This window comes from Agrobacterium sp. NPDC089420, from assembly GCF_044900305.1.
Classification (GTDB): domain Bacteria; phylum Pseudomonadota; class Alphaproteobacteria; order Rhizobiales; family Rhizobiaceae; genus Agrobacterium.
Map to the genome: position 1 here is coordinate 114311 of NZ_JBJDMY010000015.1, position 24025 is coordinate 138335.

The 24025-nt window shown below is 60.9% G+C and carries 17 protein-coding genes; 7 read left to right on the forward strand and 10 right to left on the reverse strand.

The genetic code is table 11. The features are described from left to right. Positions 1–52: 52 nt before the first annotated feature. On the forward strand, positions 53–874 hold the full coding sequence (locus tag ACI2KA_RS20970) for an IclR family transcriptional regulator (RefSeq protein ID WP_404504433.1): 822 nt from the start codon (positions 53–55) through the stop codon (positions 872–874). A 6-nt stretch (positions 875–880) separates the two neighbouring features. Here ACI2KA_RS20970 and ACI2KA_RS20975 read toward each other — a convergent pair whose 3' ends face one another. The 5 genes from ACI2KA_RS20975 to ACI2KA_RS20995 all read right to left on the reverse strand — a co-directional run bounded on the left by ACI2KA_RS20975 (position 881) and on the right by ACI2KA_RS20995 (position 6269). Continuing rightward, complete coding sequence (locus tag ACI2KA_RS20975) at positions 881–1375, reverse strand: RidA family protein (RefSeq protein ID WP_404504387.1); 495 nt, start codon at positions 1373–1375, stop codon at positions 881–883. Between the two features lie 81 nt (positions 1376–1456). After that, positions 1457–2680 carry an amidohydrolase/deacetylase family metallohydrolase gene (locus ACI2KA_RS20980; RefSeq protein ID WP_404504388.1) on the reverse strand — a complete coding sequence of 408 codons (1224 nt, stop codon included), beginning with the start codon at positions 2678–2680 and terminating at the stop codon, positions 1457–1459. 1 nt (position 2681) lies between these two features. Beyond that, complete coding sequence (locus ACI2KA_RS20985; RefSeq protein WP_404504389.1) at positions 2682–3557, reverse strand: ABC transporter permease; 876 nt, start codon at positions 3555–3557, stop codon at positions 2682–2684. Next, entirely contained in the window at positions 3557–4498 is a 942-nt protein-coding gene (locus ACI2KA_RS20990) for an ABC transporter permease (RefSeq protein ID WP_404504390.1), read from the reverse strand. The genes ACI2KA_RS20985 and ACI2KA_RS20990 overlap by 1 nt, the downstream gene beginning before the upstream one ends. Positions 4499–4742: 244 nt before the next feature. Further along, a complete protein-coding gene (locus ACI2KA_RS20995) occupies positions 4743–6269 on the reverse strand; it encodes an ABC transporter substrate-binding protein (RefSeq protein ID WP_404504391.1) in 1527 nt (508 codons plus the stop codon). A gap of 499 nt (positions 6270–6768) precedes the next feature. Here ACI2KA_RS20995 and ACI2KA_RS21000 point away from each other — a divergent pair, with 499 nt between their 5' ends. The 4 genes from ACI2KA_RS21000 to ACI2KA_RS21015 all read left to right on the forward strand — a co-directional run bounded on the left by ACI2KA_RS21000 (position 6769) and on the right by ACI2KA_RS21015 (position 14414). Next, positions 6769–7893, forward strand: a complete 1125-nt coding sequence (locus ACI2KA_RS21000) for a glycosyltransferase family 4 protein (protein ID WP_404504392.1) — start codon at positions 6769–6771, stop codon at positions 7891–7893. Positions 7894–8366: 473 nt separating this feature from the next. Beyond that, positions 8367–9563: a polysaccharide biosynthesis/export family protein gene (locus tag ACI2KA_RS21005; RefSeq protein ID WP_404504393.1), complete on the forward strand. Its 1197-nt coding sequence runs from the start codon at positions 8367–8369 to the stop codon at positions 9561–9563. 436 nt (positions 9564–9999) lie between these two features. Further along, positions 10000–11277: an efflux RND transporter periplasmic adaptor subunit gene (locus ACI2KA_RS21010; RefSeq protein WP_404504395.1), complete on the forward strand. Its 1278-nt coding sequence runs from the start codon at positions 10000–10002 to the stop codon at positions 11275–11277. Continuing rightward, on the forward strand, positions 11274–14414 hold the full coding sequence (locus tag ACI2KA_RS21015; protein WP_404504396.1) for an efflux RND transporter permease subunit: 3141 nt from the start codon (positions 11274–11276) through the stop codon (positions 14412–14414). Before ACI2KA_RS21010 ends, ACI2KA_RS21015 begins: the two co-directional genes overlap by 4 nt. Here ACI2KA_RS21015 and ACI2KA_RS21020 read toward each other — a convergent pair. The 5 genes from ACI2KA_RS21020 to ACI2KA_RS21040 all read right to left on the reverse strand — a co-directional run bounded on the left by ACI2KA_RS21020 (position 14411) and on the right by ACI2KA_RS21040 (position 21786). Beyond that, entirely contained in the window at positions 14411–14980 is a 570-nt protein-coding gene (locus ACI2KA_RS21020; RefSeq protein ID WP_404504397.1) for an invasion associated locus B family protein, read from the reverse strand. The genes ACI2KA_RS21015 and ACI2KA_RS21020 overlap by 4 nt on opposite strands. Next, a complete protein-coding gene (locus tag ACI2KA_RS21025; protein ID WP_404504398.1) occupies positions 14980–18963 on the reverse strand; it encodes an autotransporter domain-containing protein in 3984 nt (1327 codons plus the stop codon). The genes ACI2KA_RS21020 and ACI2KA_RS21025 overlap by 1 nt, the downstream gene beginning before the upstream one ends. 248 nt (positions 18964–19211) lie before the next feature. Next, positions 19212–19736: a flavin reductase family protein gene (locus ACI2KA_RS21030; RefSeq protein ID WP_404504399.1), complete on the reverse strand. Its 525-nt coding sequence runs from the start codon at positions 19734–19736 to the stop codon at positions 19212–19214. Next, positions 19736–20629: an aldo/keto reductase family oxidoreductase gene (locus tag ACI2KA_RS21035; RefSeq protein WP_404504400.1), complete on the reverse strand. Its 894-nt coding sequence runs from the start codon at positions 20627–20629 to the stop codon at positions 19736–19738. The genes ACI2KA_RS21030 and ACI2KA_RS21035 overlap by 1 nt, the downstream gene beginning before the upstream one ends. Continuing rightward, complete coding sequence (locus ACI2KA_RS21040) at positions 20629–21786, reverse strand: LLM class flavin-dependent oxidoreductase (RefSeq protein WP_404504401.1); 1158 nt, start codon at positions 21784–21786, stop codon at positions 20629–20631. Before ACI2KA_RS21040 ends, ACI2KA_RS21035 begins: the two co-directional genes overlap by 1 nt. A gap of 100 nt (positions 21787–21886) precedes the next feature. Between ACI2KA_RS21040 and ACI2KA_RS21045 the strand changes: the two genes are divergently transcribed. Further along, complete coding sequence (locus ACI2KA_RS21045; RefSeq protein ID WP_404504402.1) at positions 21887–22591, forward strand: GntR family transcriptional regulator; 705 nt, start codon at positions 21887–21889, stop codon at positions 22589–22591. Positions 22592–22926: 335 nt separating this feature from the next. Continuing rightward, positions 22927–24003, forward strand: coding sequence for an ABC transporter ATP-binding protein (locus ACI2KA_RS21050; protein ID WP_404504403.1), 1077 nt, complete (start codon positions 22927–22929; stop codon positions 24001–24003). The last annotated feature ends 22 nt before the right edge of the window (positions 24004–24025 follow it).

Sequence of the window (24025 nt, forward strand, 5' to 3'; positions counted from 1 at the left end):
AATGTAATAGCTTCTCGAAATTGATGAGGAGCCAAAATTGGACGCCCATAGACTGGACGAAACATCTTCAACCGCGCTCTCCGACGCGACGGAAAACCCGGATGCGAAGGCGGCCAAGCGCTCGCGCGTCAGCGGCATCGACCGCGCCCTTCAGGTGATTGATTATCTTTACGAAACCGGCTCTCCAGCCGGCGCTTACGCCATTGCCAAGGCCATCAGGGCGCCGCTTTCCACCGTTTATGTGATCGTCGACGATCTCGTCGAAAAGAACATGCTGGCGCGCAATGCCGACGGCAACATCTGGCTCGGCGCGCGGCTTTATCACTATGGTCTTGCCTATGCACGCTCGCTGGATTTCATGGGTGTCGCCACCCACGAAATGCACGATCTGTGCCGCCATGCCGGCGAGACGGTGCAGCTTTGCGGCCGCGACGGCGACCATATGCTGGTGCTGGCCATGGCCGATGGACCGAGCCATTTTCAGGTTGCGTCCCGCGTCGGCACCCGCGTTCCGTTGAACTGGACGGCGTCCGGCCGCCTGCTCGTCGGCCACCTGCCGGAGGCGGAGCGCCTCGAACTCTTCCGACGCTGCGCCCGCTCCTCGCCCACGGGCCGTGCGGAGATCAATCCGGAAACGCTTTCGCAATCGGCGGCGGCCGCTTTCCATGACCGCCTGTCGATACAGGTCGCCGAATCCGATTACGCCGTCGCCTGCATCGCCTCGCCGATCTGCGACAACAGGGGCGAATGCGTGGCGACGATTTCCATCGTTCTGCCGGAACAGAAGGTGCTGGCAGACGAGAACCACTATACCGAACAGGTCAGGGTCTCGGCGGAACGGATCGAAAAGCTGATGGGCTGGCGCAACCATTAAACGGTCTCACCCCTTGAGCGCGACGATGGCTTCGATCTCGACGGTGATGTTGCCCGGCAACGAGCCGAAGCCCACGGCGGAGCGGGCATGCTGCCCGGCATCGCCGAACACATCGATGAAGAGATCGGAACAGCCGTTGATGACGCTTGGATGATCGCGGAAATCGCTCACCGCATTGACCATGCCGAGCAGCTTCACCACCTTCTTCACCCGCGACAGATCGCCCAGCGCTTCATGCATGACGGCAAGCAGATTGATGCCGGTGAGGCGTGCATGATTATAAGCCTCCTCCAGCCCGATCTCCGCGCCCACCTTGCCGGCATAGAGATGGCCGTTTTCCTCCCGCGGTCCCTGCCCCGAAAGATAAAGCATGTTGCCCTCCACCACATGCGTGACGAAATTGGCAATCGGCGGCGGCGGCGGCGGCAGGGAGATGCCGAGCGCGGCGAGCCGGTCATAGGGCGAAAGATGCCCTTCTGCGTCGAGCGAAGACTGTATCACGCGAATTCCTCATAATGCCGGGACTTGTAGCCCGTCGTGTCTGCGACGGCGGAGGCGATGCCTCCACCGTTCAAGTCGGGTTCAGCGCCAGGAATAACCATGGCTGTGGCGCACCAGCTTGCGCGCCCGTGGAATGTAACGGCTGGCGGCAATGGCCTCGGCGCCGATGACCGCGTAACGCGGCTCGAACAGGCGTTTCAGGCGCGACACATCGCCATTGGAATCGGTCGCTTCCAGATCGGCATCGACAAGATCGAAAATCGTGAAATCGGCGCGGCTGCCGACATCGAGGCGGTTTTCCATATCGAGCCGGATGACGGAGGCCGGGTTGCGGGTAACGGCCTCGACGACATTTTCGAACGGCATCTCCACCGAAAGCAGCTTCGACATGGTGGTCGCCAGATCCCAGACCGGGAAATTCATCGAATGCCCATGCAAATCCGTCGAGATCGAGAAGGGCAGCAGCCCGCGTGCAATCGCCGCTTCCGCCACCTTGAAGGAAAAGGATGCGCCGCCATGGCCGATATCCAGCCGGATGCCTTCACCGGCGCAGCGTTCGGCAAGGTTGAACAGGTCCTCGTCTTCCATGATGCTGGAGCCGGATTTGCCGTTGAAACAATGGGTCACGACATCGCCGGGACCGAGAATTTCCAGCACTTCGTCATAAAGTGCGGGCGGTTCGCCCACATGCACCATCATCGGCACTTTCAGGATCTTGGCAATCTTCTTGCCGAGCTTGACCGGCGTCACACCCCAGGAGCCGGTGATGACATGGCTCGCCCGCACCTTGAGGCCGACAATATGCTCGCTGTTTTCGGCGTAACATTCGAGAATGCGATCAAGGTCGATATCCTTGATGTCGCGCAGTTCCGGCACCCGGTTGCAGGCGACAAGGCCGATGGAGCCGAGATTGAGGAAGGCCTTGATGCGCTCTCTCGAAGGCTCGATGATATATTCCCGGAAACCATGGAAATTCGCTTCGCCCGCCGAGCCGGCATCCACCAGCGTGGTCACGCCGCGCTCGGCCCCGCATTCGGAGGGGCGGATGGAGATATCGGTGCCGCCATGCCAGATATGCACGTGCAGATCGACCCAACCGGGCGAGATGAAGGCACCCCTGGCATCGATGCGCTGGGCATCCGCAGGCGCCTGCAGGGCAGAACCCACCGCGGCGATCTTGCCGTCGCCGCCGATCAGAATATCGGTCGAAGCCTGTGATGTACCCTTTCCGAAACCGACGGGTTTGACATTGGTGAGAAGAATGGGAGCTTGAAGAGGCGCTTTCGCCTGTTCGCCGGACGACATATTACAAATCCCTTCGCAGTCTTGGGTCGAGCATGTCCCGCAGCCCGTCGCCGACCATTTGCAGCGACAGCACGGAAAGAATGATGGCAAAGCCGGGGAAATAGGTCATCCAGTCGGCCTGACCGATATATTGGCGGCCGGCGGAGATCATGGTTCCCCAGGTGGGTATTTCGGGGCTGACACCAAGTCCCAGAAACGACAGGCCCGCCTCGGCCAGCATGGCGCTGGCGAAAAGGAAGGTGCATTGCACGAGGATGGGCGAGACCAGATTGCGCAGCACGTGCCGCGTCATGATGTGGAAAGTGGAAATGCCAAGCGCTTTGGCCGCCTCCACATAGGGCAGCTCACGGATCACCAGCGTCGAGGCGCGCACGATGCGGGCAAGGCGCGGCGAATAAACCACGGCAAGCGCGATGATGACCGTCGTCAGCGACGGGCCGAGTGCCGCCACCAGCGCAATCGCCAGCAGGATATCCGGAAATGCCATCATCGCATCGATCAGTCGCGCGATCGGCGTATCCAGCTTCTGGAAGAAACCGGCAAGCAGGCCGAGCGTGATGCCGATCAGCGCCGAAAGCGCCACCACGGCGGCCCCGACCAGAAGCGACAGCCTTCCGGCATAGATGGTGCGGGAAAAGACGTCGCGGCCGAATTCGTCGGTGCCGAACCAGTAGAGTTCGCCCGGCGGCTTCAGGCGATTGACAATCGACAATTTCGACGGCGAATAAGGCGCAATCATCGGCGCAAAAACGGCAAGCAGCACGAAGACGACGAGAACGATGAGACCGGCGGCGACTGTCTTGCGCTTCAGGAGGCGCCGAATGAACAGGATGGTCGGGCTGCGCGCCGGCTGGGTGGTGGAAACGATATCGGCCATCAGTAACGAACCCTCGGATCGACCAGCAGGTAAAGCATGTCGATTGCAAAATTGATGAGCACGTAAAGCCCGGCGATGACGAGAAGCGCGCCCTGGATGACCGGGTAATCGCGCCGCAGCACGGCGGAAACGACGAGATTACCGACACCCGGCAGACCGAAGACGGTCTCGGTGACGACGGCGCCGGAAATCAGCACGGCGGCGGTGAGACCAAGCACGGTGAGGATGGGGATCAGCGCATTTTTGAGCGCGTGTTTCATCACCACCCGGCGCTCTTTGACGCCCTTGGCGCGGGCGGTGCGGACATAGTCGTCACCCAGAACATCCAGCATCGAGGCGCGGGTGAAGCGCAGGATGAGTGCAGATGAGACGAGACCGAGCGCGATTGCCGGCAAGGTCAGGTGATACATGCGCTCCAGAAAGCTCGCGCCCGGCCCGCCGTAACCCGACACCGGAAACATATCGAACCGCACGGCAAAGATCTGCATGAGGATGAGACCGAGCCAGAAGCTCGGTATGCTTGCCGCCAGCATCGCCACCGTCGTCGCGGCCTGATCCACGAAGGAACCGCGCTGGTAAGCGGCGTAGATGCCGATGGGAAGGGCGATGACGCTTGCGATCAGCAGCGAAAACAGGGTGAGGAAGAAGGTCGGCTCCGCCCGGTCGAGAAGTGCTGCGCCGACCGGCATGTTGAGAAAGATCGACTGGCCGAGATCGCCTTTCAGCAATTGACCGATATAATAGACATATTGCACGCCGAGCGACTGATCGAGGCCGAGCCTGCCGCGTAGCTCCGCAATATCCTGCGCCGAGGCGTCCGGCCCCAGCATCACGGCGGCCGGGTCCCCGGGCGTGACGCGCAGGATGACGAAGACGATGGTGACGACCAAGAACATCACCACGATCATTCCCGCAAGTCTCTGGAAAATATAGCGTATCACGTATGATGGCTCCAAAGTGCGTGATTGCCGCAACCCGGCGACGGTTGAACTGGGTTGACGATGAGTGCCGGTCATTCCGGCACTCACAATGGCAATATCGAACGTTCTCTTCCCGCGTCCGCCTTATACTCCGCCCTCATTCCTGTACTCGTCACAGGAATGAGGGCGGAGGCGAAGCAGGCACATAGGTCCGGCGTGACAGAGCGCCGGATGCAAGACCCGACGCCCAATGACCACAAGGGCGTTATTTCGTGACCGAGGCGTTCCAGAAATAAGGCCATGGAGCCGGATCGACACCTTCCAGCTTGTTGGACTTGGCCGCCACGGCATTGAAATCGCCGATCTTGATGAGCGGCAGCTCGTCATAGATCGTCTTCTGCACATTGGCCCAGAGCGCGACACGCTTGTCCGGATCCGCCTCGGAGGTGAACGCATCGACCGCCGCCTTGCGCGCCGGCGTATCCCACCAGCCCGGCGAACCGGTGGAGAGCGCACCGATCAGGGCCGGTTCCGGCAGGAAGGGGCTGTGGGTGATGTAGATGTCCCAGAGTTTCGGATCGGCGCGGCGCTGCGTCAGCGTCGCCCAGTCCACCACCTGCATGTCGACCTTGAAACCGGCAAGCTTCAGATATTCGGCGGCGACCTGCGCCATCTTGTAATGGAATTCATATTGGCGGCTGGTGAGGATGCGCAGCGGCTCGCCATTGTAACCGGCGGCTTTAAGCTTTTCGGCGGCGGCTTCCGGCTTGCCGACATTGTAATTGCCTTCGACGCCCGCTTCCGAGTGCCAGGAGAAATTGTCGGGATAATAGGCGCCGTCGAGCGCATAAAAATCCGTGCTGCCGAAAGCAGCCGCCAGCATGTCTTCCATGTTCAGCGCTTCGGCCACCGCCTTGCGCACCTCAAGCTTGGAGGAAAGCCCTTCCTTGGTGTTAAAGACGAAGACCGGGTAACCGAAGGGCTTCAGCATCAGCGGCTGCGAAGCGGATGAAGATTTCACCTTGTCGAAGGATTCCACCGGAATGGAATCGACATAATCATATTGCCCGGAAACGGCGGCCTCGACACGGGTATTTGCATCCGGAACCGGGACGAAGCGAATTTCATCGAGATACTGGTGGCGCGCGCCGCCATAACCGTCGCTTTCGCCAGTGCGGGACTTATAGCCGTCGAAACGCACGAGCTGGATATATTGGTCGGCCTTGCGCTCCTTCAGCATATAGGGGCCGGTGCCGATAAATTCGGCCATCGGCTCCGCCTGTTTCTCAGCCGGCAGGATGATGGCCGCCGAATTGTTGAAGGCAAGCAGCGAGGTCAGCGGCGCATAGGGCTGCTTGAGGGCGATTGTCACGGTTCCGGCGTCGGGCGCGGAAATAGCCTCGATGAAACCGGCCGCCTGCTTGCCGCGGGAGGCGATCTTCATCCAGCGGCCGAGCGAGGCGACGACATCTTCCGAGGTCATGTCGCTGCCATCATGGAACTTGACGCCCTGCCTGAGCTTGATCGTATAGGTTTTGCCGTCCGCGCTGATCTCCGGCAGGCTTTCGGCCAGAAGTGGCGTGACCTTCCAGCCCTTGTCGAAGGTATAGAGCGTTTCGAAAATATGCTGCGTGACGATGCCGACCAGATCGGCGGTCGAGGCCATCGGGTCGAGTGTCGGCGGCTCCCCGATCGTCGCGACATTGATAACGCCGCCTTTCTCCGCGGCCATCATCACACCCGGCGCCAGCAGAAGCGCGGCGGTGGCGAGAAATGCAAGTTTACGTCTCATGGTCAAGCTCCCAGCTCTTTGTTCCAACCTTATGAGTTCCATTATTATGTTATATGCATCTTTATAACAGAATATCTTGATAAGACGCCTTGTCAATGACCTTACCGGGCGATGATGAAATTCGGGGCCGACGCTGTGGGGAAGCCGTCTTCGGAAGAGATGGCGTGGGAAAGGCGATTGCGAAACCGCCGCGATTTCATTCGCGGACCTTCCGACGGCCATCGCGCCGACGGGCACTATTCCGGCGGGAACAACAATGAGACAACGCAGGCCGGAATTCAGAAATCTGGATATTTCGCATTTGCGAACAAAGTGCTATTGAATACCGGCAAGATCGGATTCAGACGGATATCGTCTGGCATTCGTCAATATTATTAAGTCATTCATTTCCGGCAGCCGCGTTTTTTAAGGCTGTAGAAAAAGTCGATATTCCACACCGCCGAATTTTGCTCAAAGGCGGGCCATGAATTTTTATTACGTTGAAATTATTGAGGAAATCATGAAGACGGCAATCGTGCATGACTGGCTCACCGACAGGGGCGGAGCCGAGAAGGTGCTTCATAACCTTCTTGAAATCTATCCTCACGCGGATCTCTACTGCCTTGTCGATTTCATGAACGAGCGCGACCGGGCCTTCCTTGGCGGGCGGCCCGTCAACACCTCCTTCATTCAGAAACTGCCCTTTGCCCGAAAAAAATACCGCTCCTATCTGCCGCTGATGCCGCTTGCCATCGAACAATTCGATCTGAGCGGCTACGATCTGGTGATTTCCTCAAGCTATGCGGTTGCCAAGGGCGTCATCACCGGGCCGGGCCAGTTTCACGTCTCCTATATCCACAGCCCCATTCGTTATGCCTGGGATCTCCAACACCAGTATCTGAAGGAAACCAGGCTGACGCGCGGCTTCACCTCATGGATCGCCCGCGCCATTCTTCACTATATCCGCATGTGGGACATCCGCACCGCCAACGGCGTCGACCTGATGACGGTCAATTCCAAATTCATCCGCAACCGGGTACGCAAGTGTTACGGCCGCGATTCTACCGTCATCTATCCGCCGGTGGACACCTCCCATCTCTCGCCCTCCGACCGCAAGGGCGACTATTTCGTGACAGCGTCGCGGCTGGTGCCCTACAAGAAGGTCCATCTCATCGTCGAAGCCTTCACAAAGATGCCCGACAAGCGGCTGGTGGTCATCGGCGACGGTCCGGACATGAAGCGCATCCGCGAAATCGCCACGCCGAACGTCGAAATCCTCGGTTTCGTCGGCAATGAGGAACTTCACAGATATATGGCGGAAGCCAAGGCTTTCGTCTTCGCCGCGGAGGACGATTTCGGCATCGTGCCGGTCGAGTCCCAGGCGCTCGGCACACCGGTCATCGCTTACGGCAAAGGCGGCGTGCTGGAAACCGTCATCCCGCTCGGCGCCTCCAACCAGCCGACCGGCCTCTATTTTCGCGAGCAGACACCGGAGGCGATCCGCGGCGCGGTACAGGAATTTGTCGACAATTCCGACCGTTTCGACAAAAACGCCTGCGTCGACAATGCGGCCCGCTTCTCTCGCGAACGTTTCCTGCGGGAATTCGCCGATACGGTGAATTTCGCCCTGGCCGAACGTGTCTGATCTGGTCCCGGCGGCAGCCGCATTGCTCCTTTATCGACAAACCGCGCCACGCCCCTGGCGACAAAGCGGAAAAGTTTTATAAAACAATCGATTAATCAATATTTGGATCAAAATGCAAAGAAACTGCGCGAGCGTGACAAAACTGCACTAGCGCAAGTCGACAAACGAAGAGATTATGGCGCCTGGCTGAATATTGATCGAAGATATACTGACCCCGTCGGGGAAACGTGAATATTTAGGAATGCTGCGAAACATTCGCCGCGTTGACGTACCCAAGGAACTTGAAGCATCGCTTGAAATTGTGCATATGCTGCATGCCGGCATGGAGATTTCGCAAGGCGATTCTATTGAATTGAAGTAATGCCGGTTGAGGTTTTCTTTACCGACGTGATTTAAGACGTAACTGTTTTTAATAACTTATATGATGTCCGGATTATGTCTGTTTTCTGGACGATATTCATTTTGAGGACCAAATGCGTTTATTGAATGTTTCGATTCTGCTCGCCTCTGCAGCTCTGGCAGGTTGCACGGTCACTGCCGCATCCGGACCTGATGCGGCGACAATCGAATCCAACGCGTCCGTGAAATTCGGCTCCAAGGACAAGCAGAAGACCGCAGGCGTCGATTATGCGCTCATCGACATCAACAGCGCCGTCCTGAACTATGTCGGCGATACCACCACAACAACCCTGCTCGGCAGCTTCGGCGGCGGCAAGGGGGGCGTGCCCGCATTGCCGATGGGTGTCGGCGACGTGGTGCAGGTCGCGATCTTCGAAAGCCAGGCGGGCGGCCTCTTCATTCCCAACGATGCGGGCAGCCGCCCCGGCAACTTCATCAGTCTGCCTAACCAGACCGTGGACCGCGAGGGCAATATCAGCGTTCCCTATGCCGGCAAGATCCGCGCGACCGGCCGCAATGTCGAGGATGTGCAAAGCGAAATCGAGGAACGGCTGGCCAATCGCGCCATCGAGCCGCAGGTCCTCATCACCAAGATTTCCAGCCGTTCCGCCCAGGCCTCCGTCCTTGGCGATGTCAAGGAGCCGACGAAGGTGCAGCTGTCGGAAGCCGGCGACCGCGTTCTCGACGTCATCTCCTATGCGAAGGGCCTCAGCGCCCCGAATATCGAATCCTACGTCACGCTGATCCGTCGCGGAAAGACCGCCCGTGTCAACTACAACCATCTCGTCAGCACACCGTCGGAAAACATCTACGTGGTTCCGGGCGACACGATCATGGTGGAGCGGGAACGCCGCACCTATCTCGCTTTCGGCGCGTCCGGGCTCAATGGACGTTTCGAGTTCGAGGACGCCGATCTCAAGCTTTCGGATGCGCTCGGCAAGGCGGGTGGATTGCTGGATTCCCGTGCAGACCCCGCCCAAGTCTATGTCTACCGTATTGTCAGGCGCGATCTTCTCGTCAAGCTCGGCATCAATACGTCAAAATTCACCGGCGAGGATGTTCCGGTCATCTTCCGCGCCAATCTGCGCGATCCTTCGACCTTCTTTGCCACCACAAAATTCCCGATGCAGGACCGCGACATTATCTATGTCACGAATTCCCAGGCCACCGAGCTTTACAAATTCCTGGATCTCGTCGGTTCCGTTCCCGCAACAACCGGCAATGTCGCCGAAGACGTGCTGGCAACGCGCAACGCCATCCGGGCCTTCTGATCCCCGGCCTCGCCGCGTCAACACCCAAGCCGCCCCGGAAACAGGGCGGCTTTTTCTTTCCGTCGAAATCGGCCGCGAACCGCAGCAGAAAGGAAAATGGCCTGGGCGCGTGACTTGCATGGCGGTCCGAAATACCGTTTCGCAGCATCTGTCTTCTCAGGCAGCCCGATGCGCATTGCTAGATCCGTCCCGCCCATCGATGTCCGGGGTGCGCGGACCGTCGCCACCCAAGCAGGGAACGGGAGACCGGCATGGCCTGAAGACCATCCCGGCCCTTGCGTGGCAAGGCAATCCGCGCGGGGACATTGTCGACGCCATTACAAAAGTTTAAGGTGATTTCGCAGCGCATTGGGTGTCTTGTGGGGGAAAGCTGCTCCCAAGGCTTGCCGCACATGTTCGGGAAACATGTATCGCTCTTATTATGCGGAACCGTCAGATGAAACGTTTCTGGACCGCCCTTAGCGTTCTTGCCATCGCAGCCGTCGGCGCGTGGTATTTCAAGGATCGCCTGCCGCTCGACCAAATTCCCTATCTCAAGCAATTCGCCAGCGTTTCGTCAAAGACGGAAACCGCTACCGCCGACACCCGCACGCAGCATGCGCAAAACGGCCAGCAGCAGGGCCAAAGACAGGGCGGCGGGCGGCGCAATGGCGGGCCGCCAACCGTCAGCACCATTGCCGTCGACAAGGCGACGCTGCCCATGGATGCAACGGCGACAGGCTGGGCGGTTGCGGCCGACATCACCAACATAGCCCCGCTTCAGGCCGGTCTCGTTACCGAAATCGCGGCGAAGGATGGCCAGCATGTCAAGGCCGGCGACCTGATCCTGAAGATGGATGACCGCATTGCCCGCGCAGCCGTTGACAAGGACAAGGCCAATATTGCCGCCGATCAGGCGACGCTGGATCAGGCCGAAGCCGCCCTTCAGCGCGCCGCCAATCTGGTCAAGCAAAATGCCGAAGCCCAGCAGGTGCTGGATCAGGCCAAGGCAGCCCGGGATTCCGCCAGCGCCAAGATCGATGCCGACCGCGCCGCCCTCGCCTCCGATCAGGTGACGCTCGAAAACATGGAAATCCGCGCTCCCTTCGACGGCCGGCTGGGTGATATCAGCGTCAGCCCAGGCGCCTATCTCAGCGCCGGGGTCAATATCGTGACGATCACCAGATATGACCCGATCGACGTCAGTTACCGCCTGTCGCAGCGTTACCTGCCGCAATTGCGCGAAGGTCTGGATAAGGACACGGTCGTGGATGTCGACCCGGCGGCGACAGGTGGCGAAGCCATGCAGGGCGTGCTGCGTTTTTATGACAATACCGTGGACCAGACGTCCGGCACCGTGCTGGTGAAAGCCGAGTTCAAGAATGATCGCGGTCTGTTGTGGCCCGGCCAGTCCGTCAACGTCACGACCCACTTCGTCTCGGACACGGAGATGATCGTCGTGCCGACAGTCGCTGTGCGGCCGGGGCCGAAGGGCAGTTTCGTCTATACCGTCGACGAGAACCACCGGGTTCATATGACCAGCGTGGAAGTGGCCCGCTCGAACGGCGATCTCACCGCCATTGCAAGCGGCCTGTCCGGTGGCGAACATGTGATCGTCGAGGGCCAGTCGGAACTCGCCGACGGCCAGCAGGTCGTCGAGCAGTTTTCCGACAAGGGCAGCGCGGCCGGCAATCTCGCCGCCAATGTGCCGCAGGAACAGGGTGCCGGCCAATGATCCCGAATTTCTGTATCAACCGGCCCGTTGCAACAACCCTTCTCGCCATCGGCCTTGTGCTTGCCGGTTTGGCCGGTTTCCGGCTGCTGCCCGTCGCCGCGCTGCCGAAGGTCGATTTCCCGACAATCAGCGTCTCGTCGTCGCTGTCCGGCGCTTCGCCGCAAACCATGGCCACATCGGTCACGACACCATTGGTCAAGCAGTTCGAGACCATACCGGGCGTCAGTGAGATCAGCGCCACCAATACGCTCGGCAACAGCTCGATCGTGCTGCAATTCGACCTCAACCGCGATATCGATGCGGCCGCCGCCGATGTGCAGGCTGCGATTTCGCGGGCGCAGCGGCAATTGCCGAGCAACATGACGACGACGCCAAGCTACCGCAAGACCAACCCGGCCGATGCCCCCATCTTGCTGCTGGCCGTCAACAGCAAGGAATTGCCGACCAGCAAGGTGGACGAGATCGCCGAGGACATCATCTCGCCGCTCCTATCCACCATTTCGGGTGTCGCGCAGGTCAGCATCTATGGGGCGCAGACCTATGCCGTTCGCATCGGCCTCGACCCCGCGCAGCTTCAGGCCCGCGGCCTCGGCGTCGATACCGTCACCAACGCCATCGCCCAGGCCAATAATCAGGTGCCCGTGGGCGCCCTGCAGAACGACAACCAGCGCCTGACCATCGAGGCCGATACCCAGCGCACCGATGCTGCCGCCTTCCGCTCACTGGTGGTGGCGACGAATAATGGCGCGCCCATCCATCTCGGCGATATAGCCAATGTCACCGACAGCATCGACAACACCAATGCCGGCAGCTGGTTTGACGGCGAACAGGCCATCATCCTCGCCGTGCAGCGTCAGCCGGATGCCAACACCGTCGACGTGGTGGACGCCATCAAGGCCAAGCTGCCGGCGCTTCGCCAGCAATTGCCACCCTCGGTCAATATCAACGTCATGAACGACGCCTCGACCGCCATCACGGACGCGATTTCGGATGTGCAATTCACGCTGTTTCTCACCATCGGGCTGGTGGTCGCGGTCATCTATCTTTTCACCGGCCACCTGACGGCGACCATCATTCCGGGTCTAGCCGTGCCGCTGTCGCTGATTACCGCCTTCGGCGCGATGTATGTGCTCGGCTACAGCATCGACAATATCTCGCTGCTCGGGCTCACATTGTCCGTCGGGCTTGTGGTGGACGACGCCATCGTCATGCTGGAAAACATATTGCGCCTGCATGAAAAGGGCCTGACCATGCGCGAGGCAGCGCTTCAGGGGGCGGCGGAAGTCAGCAACACCATCCTGTCGATGTCCATTTCGCTCGTTGCCGTCTTCATTCCCATCCTGCTGATGGGCGGGGTGGTCGGCCGGCTCTTCAACGAATTCGGCATGGTCGTCACCCTGGCGATCATGGCGTCGGCGCTGGTCTCGCTGACGGTAACGCCGATGCTTGCCTCCCGTCTTTCCGGCCACTCCTCCCGGCCGCCCGCCATCATCCGCTGGTTCGATGCGGGTTTCGAGCGGACGCTTCGCGCTTACGGCCGCGCGGTAAGCTGGTGTCTCTCCCATCGCCGCGTGGTTCTGGCGTCGTTTCTGGCTTCGATCGCCGCTTCGCTTTATCTGTTCGAGACCCTGCCCTCCAGCTTCTTCCCGCAGGAAGATATTGGCCGTCTTTCCGTGTCGACACAGGCGCGCGAGGATATTTCCTATACTGCGATGCGTGACCTTCAGGCGCAGGTTGCCGACCAGATCCGCAAGAACCCGGCGGTGGTGCATGTCACCTCCATTGTCGGCGGCAATTCCCGCAACCCGCTCAACAACGGCTCGATGTTCGTTGAACTGAAACCCAAGGAACAGCGCGCGCCTCTCAGCCAGGTGCTGGCGGAACTGGGGCAGGCGACATCGCAAGTGGCCGGCATCCGCACCTATATTAACCCGCAGCAGAGCCTGCGTTTTGGCGGACGCAGCTCCGCCAGCCAGTATCAGCTGGTCGTTCAGGGCCTGAATGCCGACACCACCAATGACTGGTCGAACAAGCTGATGGAAGCGATGCGCCGTGACCACACCTTCACCGCGGTCACCTCGGACGCCCAGAACGGCGCCATTGCCGCGACGATCTCCGTCGACCCGGAAAAGGCCGCCGCCTTCGGCATCACCAATGATCAGCTGCGCAAGACGCTGGAAATGTCCTTCGGCGGTTATACCGCCGCACAAATCCAGTCGACCGGCGATAGTTACGACGTGATCGTGGAATTTGACAGCTCGAAACAATGGAATGACGATTTCCTGAGCGACATCAATATTCTATCGGCAAAATCGGGAGCTCTTGTTCCGCTTTCCAACTTCGCTACCCTCACCCGCACCCAGGCGCCCGTCACCATCAACCAGACGGGCCAGCTCGTCTCCACCACCATTTCCTTCAACCTGCCGGACGGGGTGGCGCTTTCCGATGCCACGAGCCGGATCAATGAGATCAAGAGCTCGATCGGCCTGCCGCAGGACGTGTTCACCAGCTATGGCGGCACGGCGGCGATCTTCCAGCAGAGCCAGGGCAATACCGGCATCCTCATTCTGGCGGCGGTGCTGACCATCTATGTGGTTCTCGGCGTGCTTTACGAAAGCTTCATCCACCCGCTGACCATTCTTTCCGGCCTGCCGGCGGCAGCCTTTGGCGCCCTGGTGGCACTGAAGGTAATGGGCATGGATTTCTCGATCATCGCATTGATCGGCCTGCTGATGCTGATCGGCATCGTCAAGAAAAACGCGATCATGATGATCGACGTGGCCGTGGAACTGATGCGTGAAAAGGCCGAGCCGCCCACAACAGCCATTCACGAAGCCTGCGTGCGCCGGTTCCGGCCGATCATGATGACGACCTTCTGTGCGCTTCTCGGCGCACTGCCCATAGCCCTCGGCTCCGGCGCCAGCTCGGAACTGCGCCAGCCGCTCGGCATCGCCGTGGTCGGCGGGCTCATCGTGTCACAATTGCTGACATTGTTCATCACCCCGGTGATCTTCGTGGAAATGGACCGGTTCGGCAATTTTCTCACCGGTCTGTTTTCCCGCAAGAAATCGGCCGGCCAACATGCCGAACCGCAAAAGCCGGAAGGCGAAGGCCGACCCGATTCCGTTGCCGCCTAGCGCAGGCTTTCGAGGCGCTTCAGCGCCTCGGAAAAACCGGCCGCCTGCAGCTGGAACGAGACGGTGCGGCCTTGCAGATCAGGCGCCTCAACCGTCAGTGTCTTGCCCGCCTTCAGCGCCGAGACCAGTTCGACGAAAGGCGTGAAGGACACGATGCAGCCGACGGGCAGGCAGGTGCTGACCTGGACTTCCTGCAGCCGCACATTGCCGGATTTCACCGAAAACAGCCGGGTGACGGCCAGGCCGAAAGGCATGACGATGGTGCCGGACAACCTGTCCGGCATTTTGGCATCATCGAGCCGGAACTCCACCGAGACGACGAGCTTGCGGGTTTTCTCCTCAAGCTGCACCTGCGCAATCGCGCAGACCGGCTTTTCCGCTGCCGCCAGCATGTCCGTGTCGGACCCGTCCTTTTTCGCCGGTGTCGCACAGGCGAGCTGCCAGCTTCCGTGGACCTCGTGCAGCGGCTTTGCCGCCTCCTGCGCAGATGCTTCATCCACGCTCACGCCGGCGAAGAACAGGGCGGCCAGCGCTGTCTTGCACAGCATGTTTTGACTGCGCCCCATCAGAAACGGACTCCCAGTTCGGCAGAGGCGGACTGATCCAGCACCCCCGCCCCGAAAACAGCGCCATAACGGAATGTCAAAGTGGCGGAAGGGTTGAGATCGTAACGCAATCCGAGATTAAGCAGCGCCACATCCTGCGCCATCGCCGCACTTGCGACGGAAAAGCCATCACCGCCGGCGTAGAACAGAGTGCTCTCCACGACCGGATCGCCATAGGCGTGACGCCAGCCTATATCCAACGTCGCCTGTCCCAACCTGCCCTCGAATGCGATATCGCGGCTAAAGCGGGCGCCGAGCGTCGTGTAAAGCTGATCGCGGCCGGCTGGGCCGGAAGAAACGGCGGCGATCCCGCCCTCCTCGCCAAAGGCGTGTGTTTGCATGTTCACATAACTGATATTGGCATAGGGTTCGATATGCGCGAGATCGAGATCGAGATCGAAACGCCAGGCGGCCTCGGCAAAGACCTGCGTGGTGGACGCGCCATAGTCGGCAGCCAGCGTCTCCTGCAATGTCGAAAAGGAAACCCTGCGGCGGCTCTCAATATCCTGAAAGGCGTGGATAGCCCCGAGACGCAACGAGGCCGGGCCGATCACCGTGCCGGCATAAGCCGCCGCATAATAGCTGTCGACATCGGCCGAAGCGGACAGGGAGGTCTGACGGATAAGGTCGCGGCCATAACCCGCCGCCACCCCGGCGCGCCAGCCGTCCCCGAGGGCGCCATCAAGACCGAAAAGAACACCGCCGCCCTTGGTGTCAACGGCAGCGCCGTTACCATCCCCGCCGGTACGGCCACGCGACCCAAAACCGCTGGACCAGAATGTCAGCGATCCCTCGTCCAGATCGGTCGGGGCAACCCCTCCTTCCGCAAAGGCGATGGGCAGGATCGGCCGTGCATCGATGCTCTCGAAAGCATTTCTCAGCCGGTTGAGAATGACGTCACGCGTCTGGCCGCTGCGGTTGATGATCGCCATGGCGAGCGAAGGGTGGATTTCTCCGGCAAGCTCGGAGAAGGCGGATTGGGTTTCCCCCTGCTGGAGAAAAACGGCGGCCTGGTAAAGCGAAGCGCTTTCGCCCAGCGCCTCGACGGCATTGGCCGCAGCACGGGCATTGTCGGTGGATGTCGCCGTTGCCAGCAGGCCGCGATCCGTCGACACCCGGCTGAAGGAGAGATAGGTCGTGCCATTATCGGCGCTCTGCTCGACGGCCGCGCTCAGATAGACGAAATTCTCGTCAATGCCGGCAAATGCGCCGGTGATCCCGCCCGTCGCCGTCAGGATCGCATATCGGGTCTTCAGGCTGAAGGCGGAATGGTTGGCAAGCGGCGTGACGACGAGGCTCACGTCATTGTCAATGGTGATCGTCCCCGTCACGGCAAGCCTGTCGGAATTGCCGGCGGCGTCGATTTCGACCGCATAGGTCGAGCCGCTGGCAAATGTCGCATTGCCGGTGGAGGTCAGCGTGCCGATCGAATTGCCCGGCGCAAGCGTGCCGCCCGAATTGACGGTCAGGCCGCCAATGGTGCCGGAGCCGCCAAGCGTTGCGCCGCTTGCCACCGACACGGCGCTTGCAAGCGAACCGTTGACGCTGAGTTTTCCCGATGAGACGGTGGTTGCGCCGGTATAGGTGCTGTCTCCGGTCAGGAGGAGATTGCCGCTTCCGGTCTTTTCAAACGTGCCGGTGCCGCTGATGGTGTTGGAAAGCGTGCCGGCGCCATCGACGACGAGTTCGGCATTGTTGGCAATGGCGCCGGAGCCGAAGCTTCTTGCCGTCCCTTTCAGCGTCCCGCCCGCAATCATTGTGCCGCCGGAATAGCTGTTATTGCCGGAAAGGGTGGTGACGCCGTTTTCGACATCCACGCGGCCGGCCCCGGAAATATCGGCGGAAACTATATAATCGGTCTCGGAATGATTAAAAACGATGCTGCCGTCGCCGGCGCCGAACACGATCGCCTGCGCGTCCACCGTGCCAGCCGAACGGGCCGTCTGCCCGGCCGCAGCACCGATGTTCAAGACCCCGGAAGACCCCGCTGCCGAGGCGATGACGATGGTGGGTGCCGCAAGTGCAGCCCCGCCCGTCACATTCAAGGAACCGTTGCCGGCCGCACCGATGACCAGCCTATCCGTGATCGAGACGCGCGAACCGACGCCGCTGACGAGTACCGATCCGTCCGACCCTGTCGAGGAACCGACATGAAGTTCACGCGCAGCGAGCGACGCGCCGTCGATAACCGTCAAATCGCCGGACCCGGCCTGGCCGACGGTGACGCGGCCGGCGGCGGCGGAACCGCTGGCAACATAGGCGGTCACATTCGAGCCTTCGCCGGTGATCGTCAGCGTCGCGGCAGAACCGGCCATTTCACCAAGCACAACCTGTCTCGCCTGAATGCCGCCGCCGGCGCTGACGGTGACATCGGCCGAGGAGCCGCTCTGATAGCCGGCAATAAAGGTGCCGGTCATTGTCCAGTTTGATCCGCCACCGGTGACGGTGACCGACGATGCCGAGCCGCCAAGCTCGGCCACGACCCCGCCATCGCTCTCGACCGTGCCGCCGGCCTCGACCGTCAGAGAGCCGTTGCCGCCGCGGCCGATCGTGAGATTGCCGCTGCTGCGCAAAACACTGCCCGCGCCTGAAACCCCGACTGAACCGCTGCTGCCGGCAGCCGTTGCAAGAACGGTATTTTGAGCCTCGACGAGACCGCCAGCCGTAACCGTCAGCGAGCCGGTGCCGGCGGCGCCCACTTCGAGATCGCCACGATCGATTGTCCAGAACGAACCTTCGCCGTCGACCACGGCAGCGCCCGTTGCACCGGCAACGGCGCCAATGCGGGCGGCGGTGCTCCTGACTGTGCCGCCGGCGGCAATCGTCAGCGTTCCATCGCCCGCCGTCCCGGCGGGAGCGGACGCATCGCCGCCGACCTGCAGGTCCCCGGTCGTCCATGTCGAATCATCGCCGCTGACCGTCGCGGTGGCGACGGAATGACGGCCGATCACAGCGCTGCCGCTGGTGACGGTCGCAGCCGCCTCGACGGTCAGGCTCGCACTGCCTTCGTTGCCAACGATCAACGCGCCGCTGGTCTTGAGTGCAGAACCACGCCGGCTGACCGTGACGGCGCTTCCCGACGAGGAGGCCAGATTGGCAATGACAGTGGTGGTTTCACTCACGACCTCACCACCACCCGTGACCGTGAGCGTGCCGACACCGGCATCGCCGACCACCATGCCGTCCGATACGGTCCAGCGGCTGCCCGCGCCGGAGACGAGCGCGGTGCCGCTGGAACCCTCACCCTCGCCCAGCACACCTTTCTGACTGGCCAGCGTACTGGCCGCAAGGACATCCAGACGACCCAGCCCTCCGCCGCCCGACGACGGGGAACTGCTGCCGTAACCCACGAAGACGGTGCCGGAACTGACAAGGCTGGAGGCGTTGTCAAGCGTGAGCGATCCGCTTCCCGTTGTCCCCTCGCCAATATAGATATCGCCCGAAGATGCAGCACTTCCGTGCAACAGGTTGATGCTGCCGCTTCCGCTGCCGCCGATGGAGACGAAGCCGCTATTGTCCCAATGTGCGCCGGTGAAGGTCACGACACCGGAAGCCGCGCTGGCAATGCCGAGGCTGAGCGAATTGGTCAGCAGATCGCCATTCACGACCAGCGTGCCGGCATTATTGCCGCCGACGGAGACGTCATAAGCCATGGCGATGGTGCCGATCGTAACGGTCGGCCCATCGGTATCAATGACCACATCGTCGGCGTCAGTGGGCACCCGCTGCGACGTGGCCCAATTCGCATCCGTGGCCCAGTCGTCGCCGGCAGCACCGGTCCAGCTAAGGGTCTCCGCCACGGCATTCTGACCGATGGCGACGGAAAGCAGTACGGAAAAGAAACCGGTAGCGCCGCCGGCTGCAAGCCTGCCGAGCGGTGTTCTGCGCACAGGCCTTTTCGGAGAGGTCTCCCCTTCCGAAACATGGCAGAAACTACCCGACATTCGATCTTCCCCAGGGCATCACACACTATCTTGCTGATTCAGCGAATCATTTCCTTCCGAATCAAGTGTATTAAGCCATTGTGGAAGATAAGCGCCACCCATAACAGCATAAAATGCCGCTCTACTGTCGCAACAATGATGAAACGCCAAGAAACACGATGCACGATCTTGCCTCCGGCGGCGGCCGGTACGGTGTAGACGGGCGGCGCAGCGCCTTCCCATCCTGCAAAAAAGCCTTCGGGGCCTGCTTACTGCTTCGAAAACCGGCCGAATGCGCCCCCGGAAAAGCACAGCGGGTCGCCATCGCGGTGGGCGGCACGCAGGACCTCGCCGACGATGATGGTGTGGTCGCCCGCATCATGGGCCGCCGCCTGCCGGCATTCGAAACGGGCGAGCGTGCCGGGAATGACCGGCACGCCTTCATCGTTCATTTCCCAGTCGAGATCGTCGAAGGCGCGGCCGTTGCGGGTGAACCGGGCGCTCAGCACGTCCTGATCGGCGCTCAGCACATGGATGGCGAAATGGGTCGCACCGCTGAAGGCCTGATAGCGCGACGAGCTTTTCGCCGGCGACCACAGCACCAGCGGCGGATCGAGCGATACGGAGGCGAAGCTGTTGACCGTCATGCCGATCGGACCCTCCGGCGTCGTGGCAGTCACCACCGTCACCCCGGTGGTGAAAGCACCGAGCGCGTTGCGAAAGCTGCGGCTGTTTTCACCGCCGGGAACGAATACATGCTCATCGGGCATTTTGAACGCTTCAGCCACTGTCATCACGGCACCTCTTTTCCAACCGCAAGCGTGTAGAGTTCGAACCAGGTCTGACGGTCCATCGTCACGCCAAGGGCGTCGGCCGCTGCCCCGATGCGCGCGAGATTGTTGGTGCCCAGCACCGGCACGATCCTTGCCGGATGGCGCAGCAGCCAGGCGATCGCAACCGCCGTGGCATCGACGCCCTGTTCCTTGCCGATGCGTTGCAACGCGGCCAGCGTTCCACCATGCGCGCCGGAAAACAGCGAACCGCCGCCAAGCGGCGACCATGCCATCGGCGATATGCGCCGCTCCTGCAGGAAGGCCAGATCGCCATTGGTGAAGCAATCCGTGGCAAGCAGGCTCATTTCGATCTGGTTCGTCACGAGCCTGTTGCTCATGGCCGATTGCAGCAGGGAGAAATCCCACGGGCGGAAATTGGAAACGCCAACGGCTTTCACCTTGCCGGAGGTCACCAGCGCATCGAGCGCCTTGCCGGTTTCTTCCGCGTCGATCAGCGGATCGGGCCGATGAATGAGCAGCAGATCGACATGATCGGTTCCCATGTCGCGCAGCGATGCCTCCACCGAGGCATTGATATGACCGGCCGTCGTATCGTAATGTTTGACGCGGGCGGCAGAGTGGCGGCCAGCCGGTGCGACGATGCCGCATTTGGTGACGATTTCGATTTTGTCGCGCAGTCCGGGTGCCGCCTTCAGTCCGGCGCCGAGAATCGCTTCCGCCGTGTATCCGCCGTAAATATCGGCCTGATCCATGGTGGTGATGCCCTGGGCGAGGCAAGCCTCGATCTTCGCCTGCACATGGGCGGGCGAGGTGTCGGCATCGTCACCGATGCGCCACATGCCGTAAACGATGCGGCTGAGTTGCAATGTTTCAGAAAGAGCGATGCGTTCCATCAGTGACGTTTCCCGTTGCCGAGCGGCGTTGCCGGCGTTTCAGAAGGCACCCGGCCATAGGCATGCGGCAGGGAGCAGGTTTTCATCTGCGGCAGAACCTTGGTGCCGAAGTGTTCCGCCTCGTCAAGATGCGGATAACCGGACAGGATGAAGGCGCGGATACCCATCTTCTGGTATTCCTCCAGCGCCGAAAGCACCTTATCGGTGGAACCGACCAGAGCGGCGCCGCAGCCCGAACGCGCCCGGCCGATGCCGGTCCACAGATTGGGTTCGACATAACCGAACTTGTCAGCCAGTTCGCGGGCACGCGCCTGATGCGACACGCCGAGCGAGCCGCTGTCATGGGCGCGGTTGCGGATCAGCTGACCATATTCGTCATCGAGCTTCGAGACCAGATGCTCGGCATAGTCGCGCGCTTCCTGCTCCGTATCACGCACCACCATATGGATACGCAGGCCATAATCCAGCGTGCGACCATGGGCGGCAGCGCGTTCATTGGCGGCGCGCATGCGGTCCGCCAGCTGGTCCTTCGTTTCCGGCCACATCAGATAGACGTCGCATTGCGCTCCGCAAAGTTCCAGTGCGTCCGGCGAATAACCGCCGAAATAAAGCAGCGGCCCGCCATTCTGCTGATACGGCTTTGCCGGCTCGGACGAGACACCCTTGAACTGGTAGATTTCACCGTCATGGTCGATGGTGTCGCGCGTCCAGGCCTGGCGGAGGATCTGCACGACCTCGTGGCTGCGCTTGTAACGAAAGGCGCTGTCGGCCACTTCTCCGGGGAAATCGGAGCTGATGACGTTGAGCGTCAGGCGGCCTTTCAGCATATGGTCGAGCGTTGCTACGGTGCGCGCCAGCATGATCGGCTGCATCTCGCCGCAGCGGATCGCCGCCAAGAAATTGATGCGGTCGCTGATCGGCGCGCAGCCGGCGACGAAGCTCAGCGTATCCTGCCCGACCTGATAGGACGAGGGGCAGAGGATGTTGCGAAAACCGAGTTCCTCGGCTTTTTTGACGATGTCGGAGCAATGGTCGAAGCTGGAGCGCAGGCTACCGTCCGGCACGCCAAGATAGGCGTAATCATCGGAACATAAAGCGGAAAACCAGGAGACCTCGGCAGCATCGAGATCAGCGGATGTAACGGGTACGACGGTCATGCAATTCCTCCTCAAAGCCGCTCTCGTTTTTCTTGCATAACATCAAGAAATATGTAAATCAATGATGTATCAATTTTTGTTTCGCGAAGGAAACGGCATCATGAAACACACTGGCGGCAGCCTGCCGATGTATCTGCAGATCGCCGAAATGCTGGTGCGCGAGGTCGCCGCAGGCCGGTTGATCGACGGCGAAAAACTCGCACCGGAGCGCGATATGGCGGCCGATCTCGGCATTGCCGTCGGCACGCTTCGCAAGGCGCTCGCCGAATTGCAGGAGCGCGGCCTGCTGGAACGGGTGCAGGGCTCGGGCAATTACATCCGCGCCGTCAGCGATCCGCAAAGCGTCTACGCCTTCTTCCGCCTTGAACTGATCGAGGGCGGCGGCCTGCCGACGGCGGAGGTTCTGGATGTGGCCCGCCTTGCCAAACCCGCCACCCTGCCCGCTTTCGGGACATCGCCCGAAGGACATCGGATTCGCCGCCTCCGGCGCATTGCAGGAAAACCGGCGGCCATCGAGGAAATCTGGCTGGACGGCTCCTATGTCGACACGATCGCCATCGAGAACATGTCGGAATCCCTCTATCTCTATTACCGTACCCGCCTCAATCTCTGGATATCGAAGGCGGAGGACCGCATCGATCTGGGCGACATGCCCGAATGGACACCCGAGGTTTTCGGCCAGAAGCCGGGGGCGCCGGCGCCAAGGGTGCTGCGCCTCAGCCAGGCGCAGGATGGCGCGGTGGCCGAAGTCTCATGGACCTGGTTCGACCATACGGTCGCCCGGTATGTTTCCCGCATACGTTGAGTTTGATAAAATTTCGCGTGATCCACATGGACGAAGGAATTTGACGGGAGACAAGGAAGCGACGACCTGCCAAGCCACGTATTTCGCGGTTATATTTCCTTTAATCAACGACTTAATAGTTTTTGATTTCTGTCAGAAATAAAATTGATACACTATTGATTTCCTTTTTGTGAAAGGTAATATCGCAAAATCAGGGAGACAGGCGTTGAGCCACCCCACGGTATCGCCGGACAATCGGGACAGATTTTCGAAGGTGCGATACGTGGAACTTGAAGGTTGATACCGGCTTTTGTGTCCATCCGGATTTTGGACGCGCCGGTCGTGAGGAGGAAAACATGGCGTCGGTCAGCCTGCGTAAGCTGGACAAGAGTTACGGTGCGCTTCGCATCGTCAAGGGCATAGACCTTGAAATCAACGATGGCGAATTCGTGGTCTTCGTCGGCCCTTCCGGCTGCGGCAAATCCACGACGCTGCGCATGGTCGCGGGTCTGGAAAGCATCAGCGGCGGGGAGGTCATGATCGGTGACCGCGTCGTCAACCGGCTGCCGCCGCGCGAACGCGACATCGCCATGGTGTTTCAGGACTATGCGCTTTATCCGCACAAGACCGTGCGCGAAAACATGGGTTTCAGCCTGAAGGTGCGCGGCGTGAGCGCCTCGCAGGCCAATGCCAGCATCGATGAGGCGGCGAAGATGCTCGGCATCGAGCATCTGCTCGACCGTCGGCCCGGCCAGCTTTCCGGCGGCCAGCGCCAGCGTGTGGCCATGGGCCGCGCCATCGTGCGCCGCCCGCAGGTGTTTTTGTTCGACGAGCCGCTTTCCAACCTCGACGCTAAACTCCGCGGACAGGTGCGCACGGAAATCAAGCGGCTGCACCAGCAGCTTGGCACCACCATCATCTATGTCACCCATGACCAGGTGGAGGCCATGACGCTGGCCGACCGCATCGTCATCCTGCGTGGCGGCGATATCGAGCAGGTCGGCACGCCGGATGAGGTCTATAACCGTCCCGAAAGCGTCTTCGTCGGCGGTTTCGTCGGTGCGCCCGCGATGAATTTCGCCCGCGCCAAGGTCAATGGCGACCGGTTGGCATTCTCCGACGGGAACTCCCTGCCGATGGCGGCCATTCGCCCCGCGCGTGAGACCGGTCTGGAAGGACGGGAAGTCATCGTCGGCATTCGCCCGGAACATTTCGGCCCCGCCGAGGGCTTCGATACGCAGCTTGCGGTCAAGGTGCAGGTGGTGGAGCCGCTCGGTTCGGACACGCTCGTCCATTTCAGCCTCGGCGATGCGGCGCTGACCGCGCGGATGCCACCGCAGCTGAGGCCAATGCCGAACGAGGAGCTGCGTATCGGCCTCGATCCGTCCAAGGTCCATCTTTTCGACGCGACGACGGAACGCTCGATTCACTGATTGCCGGGGCAGGAATGCTGCG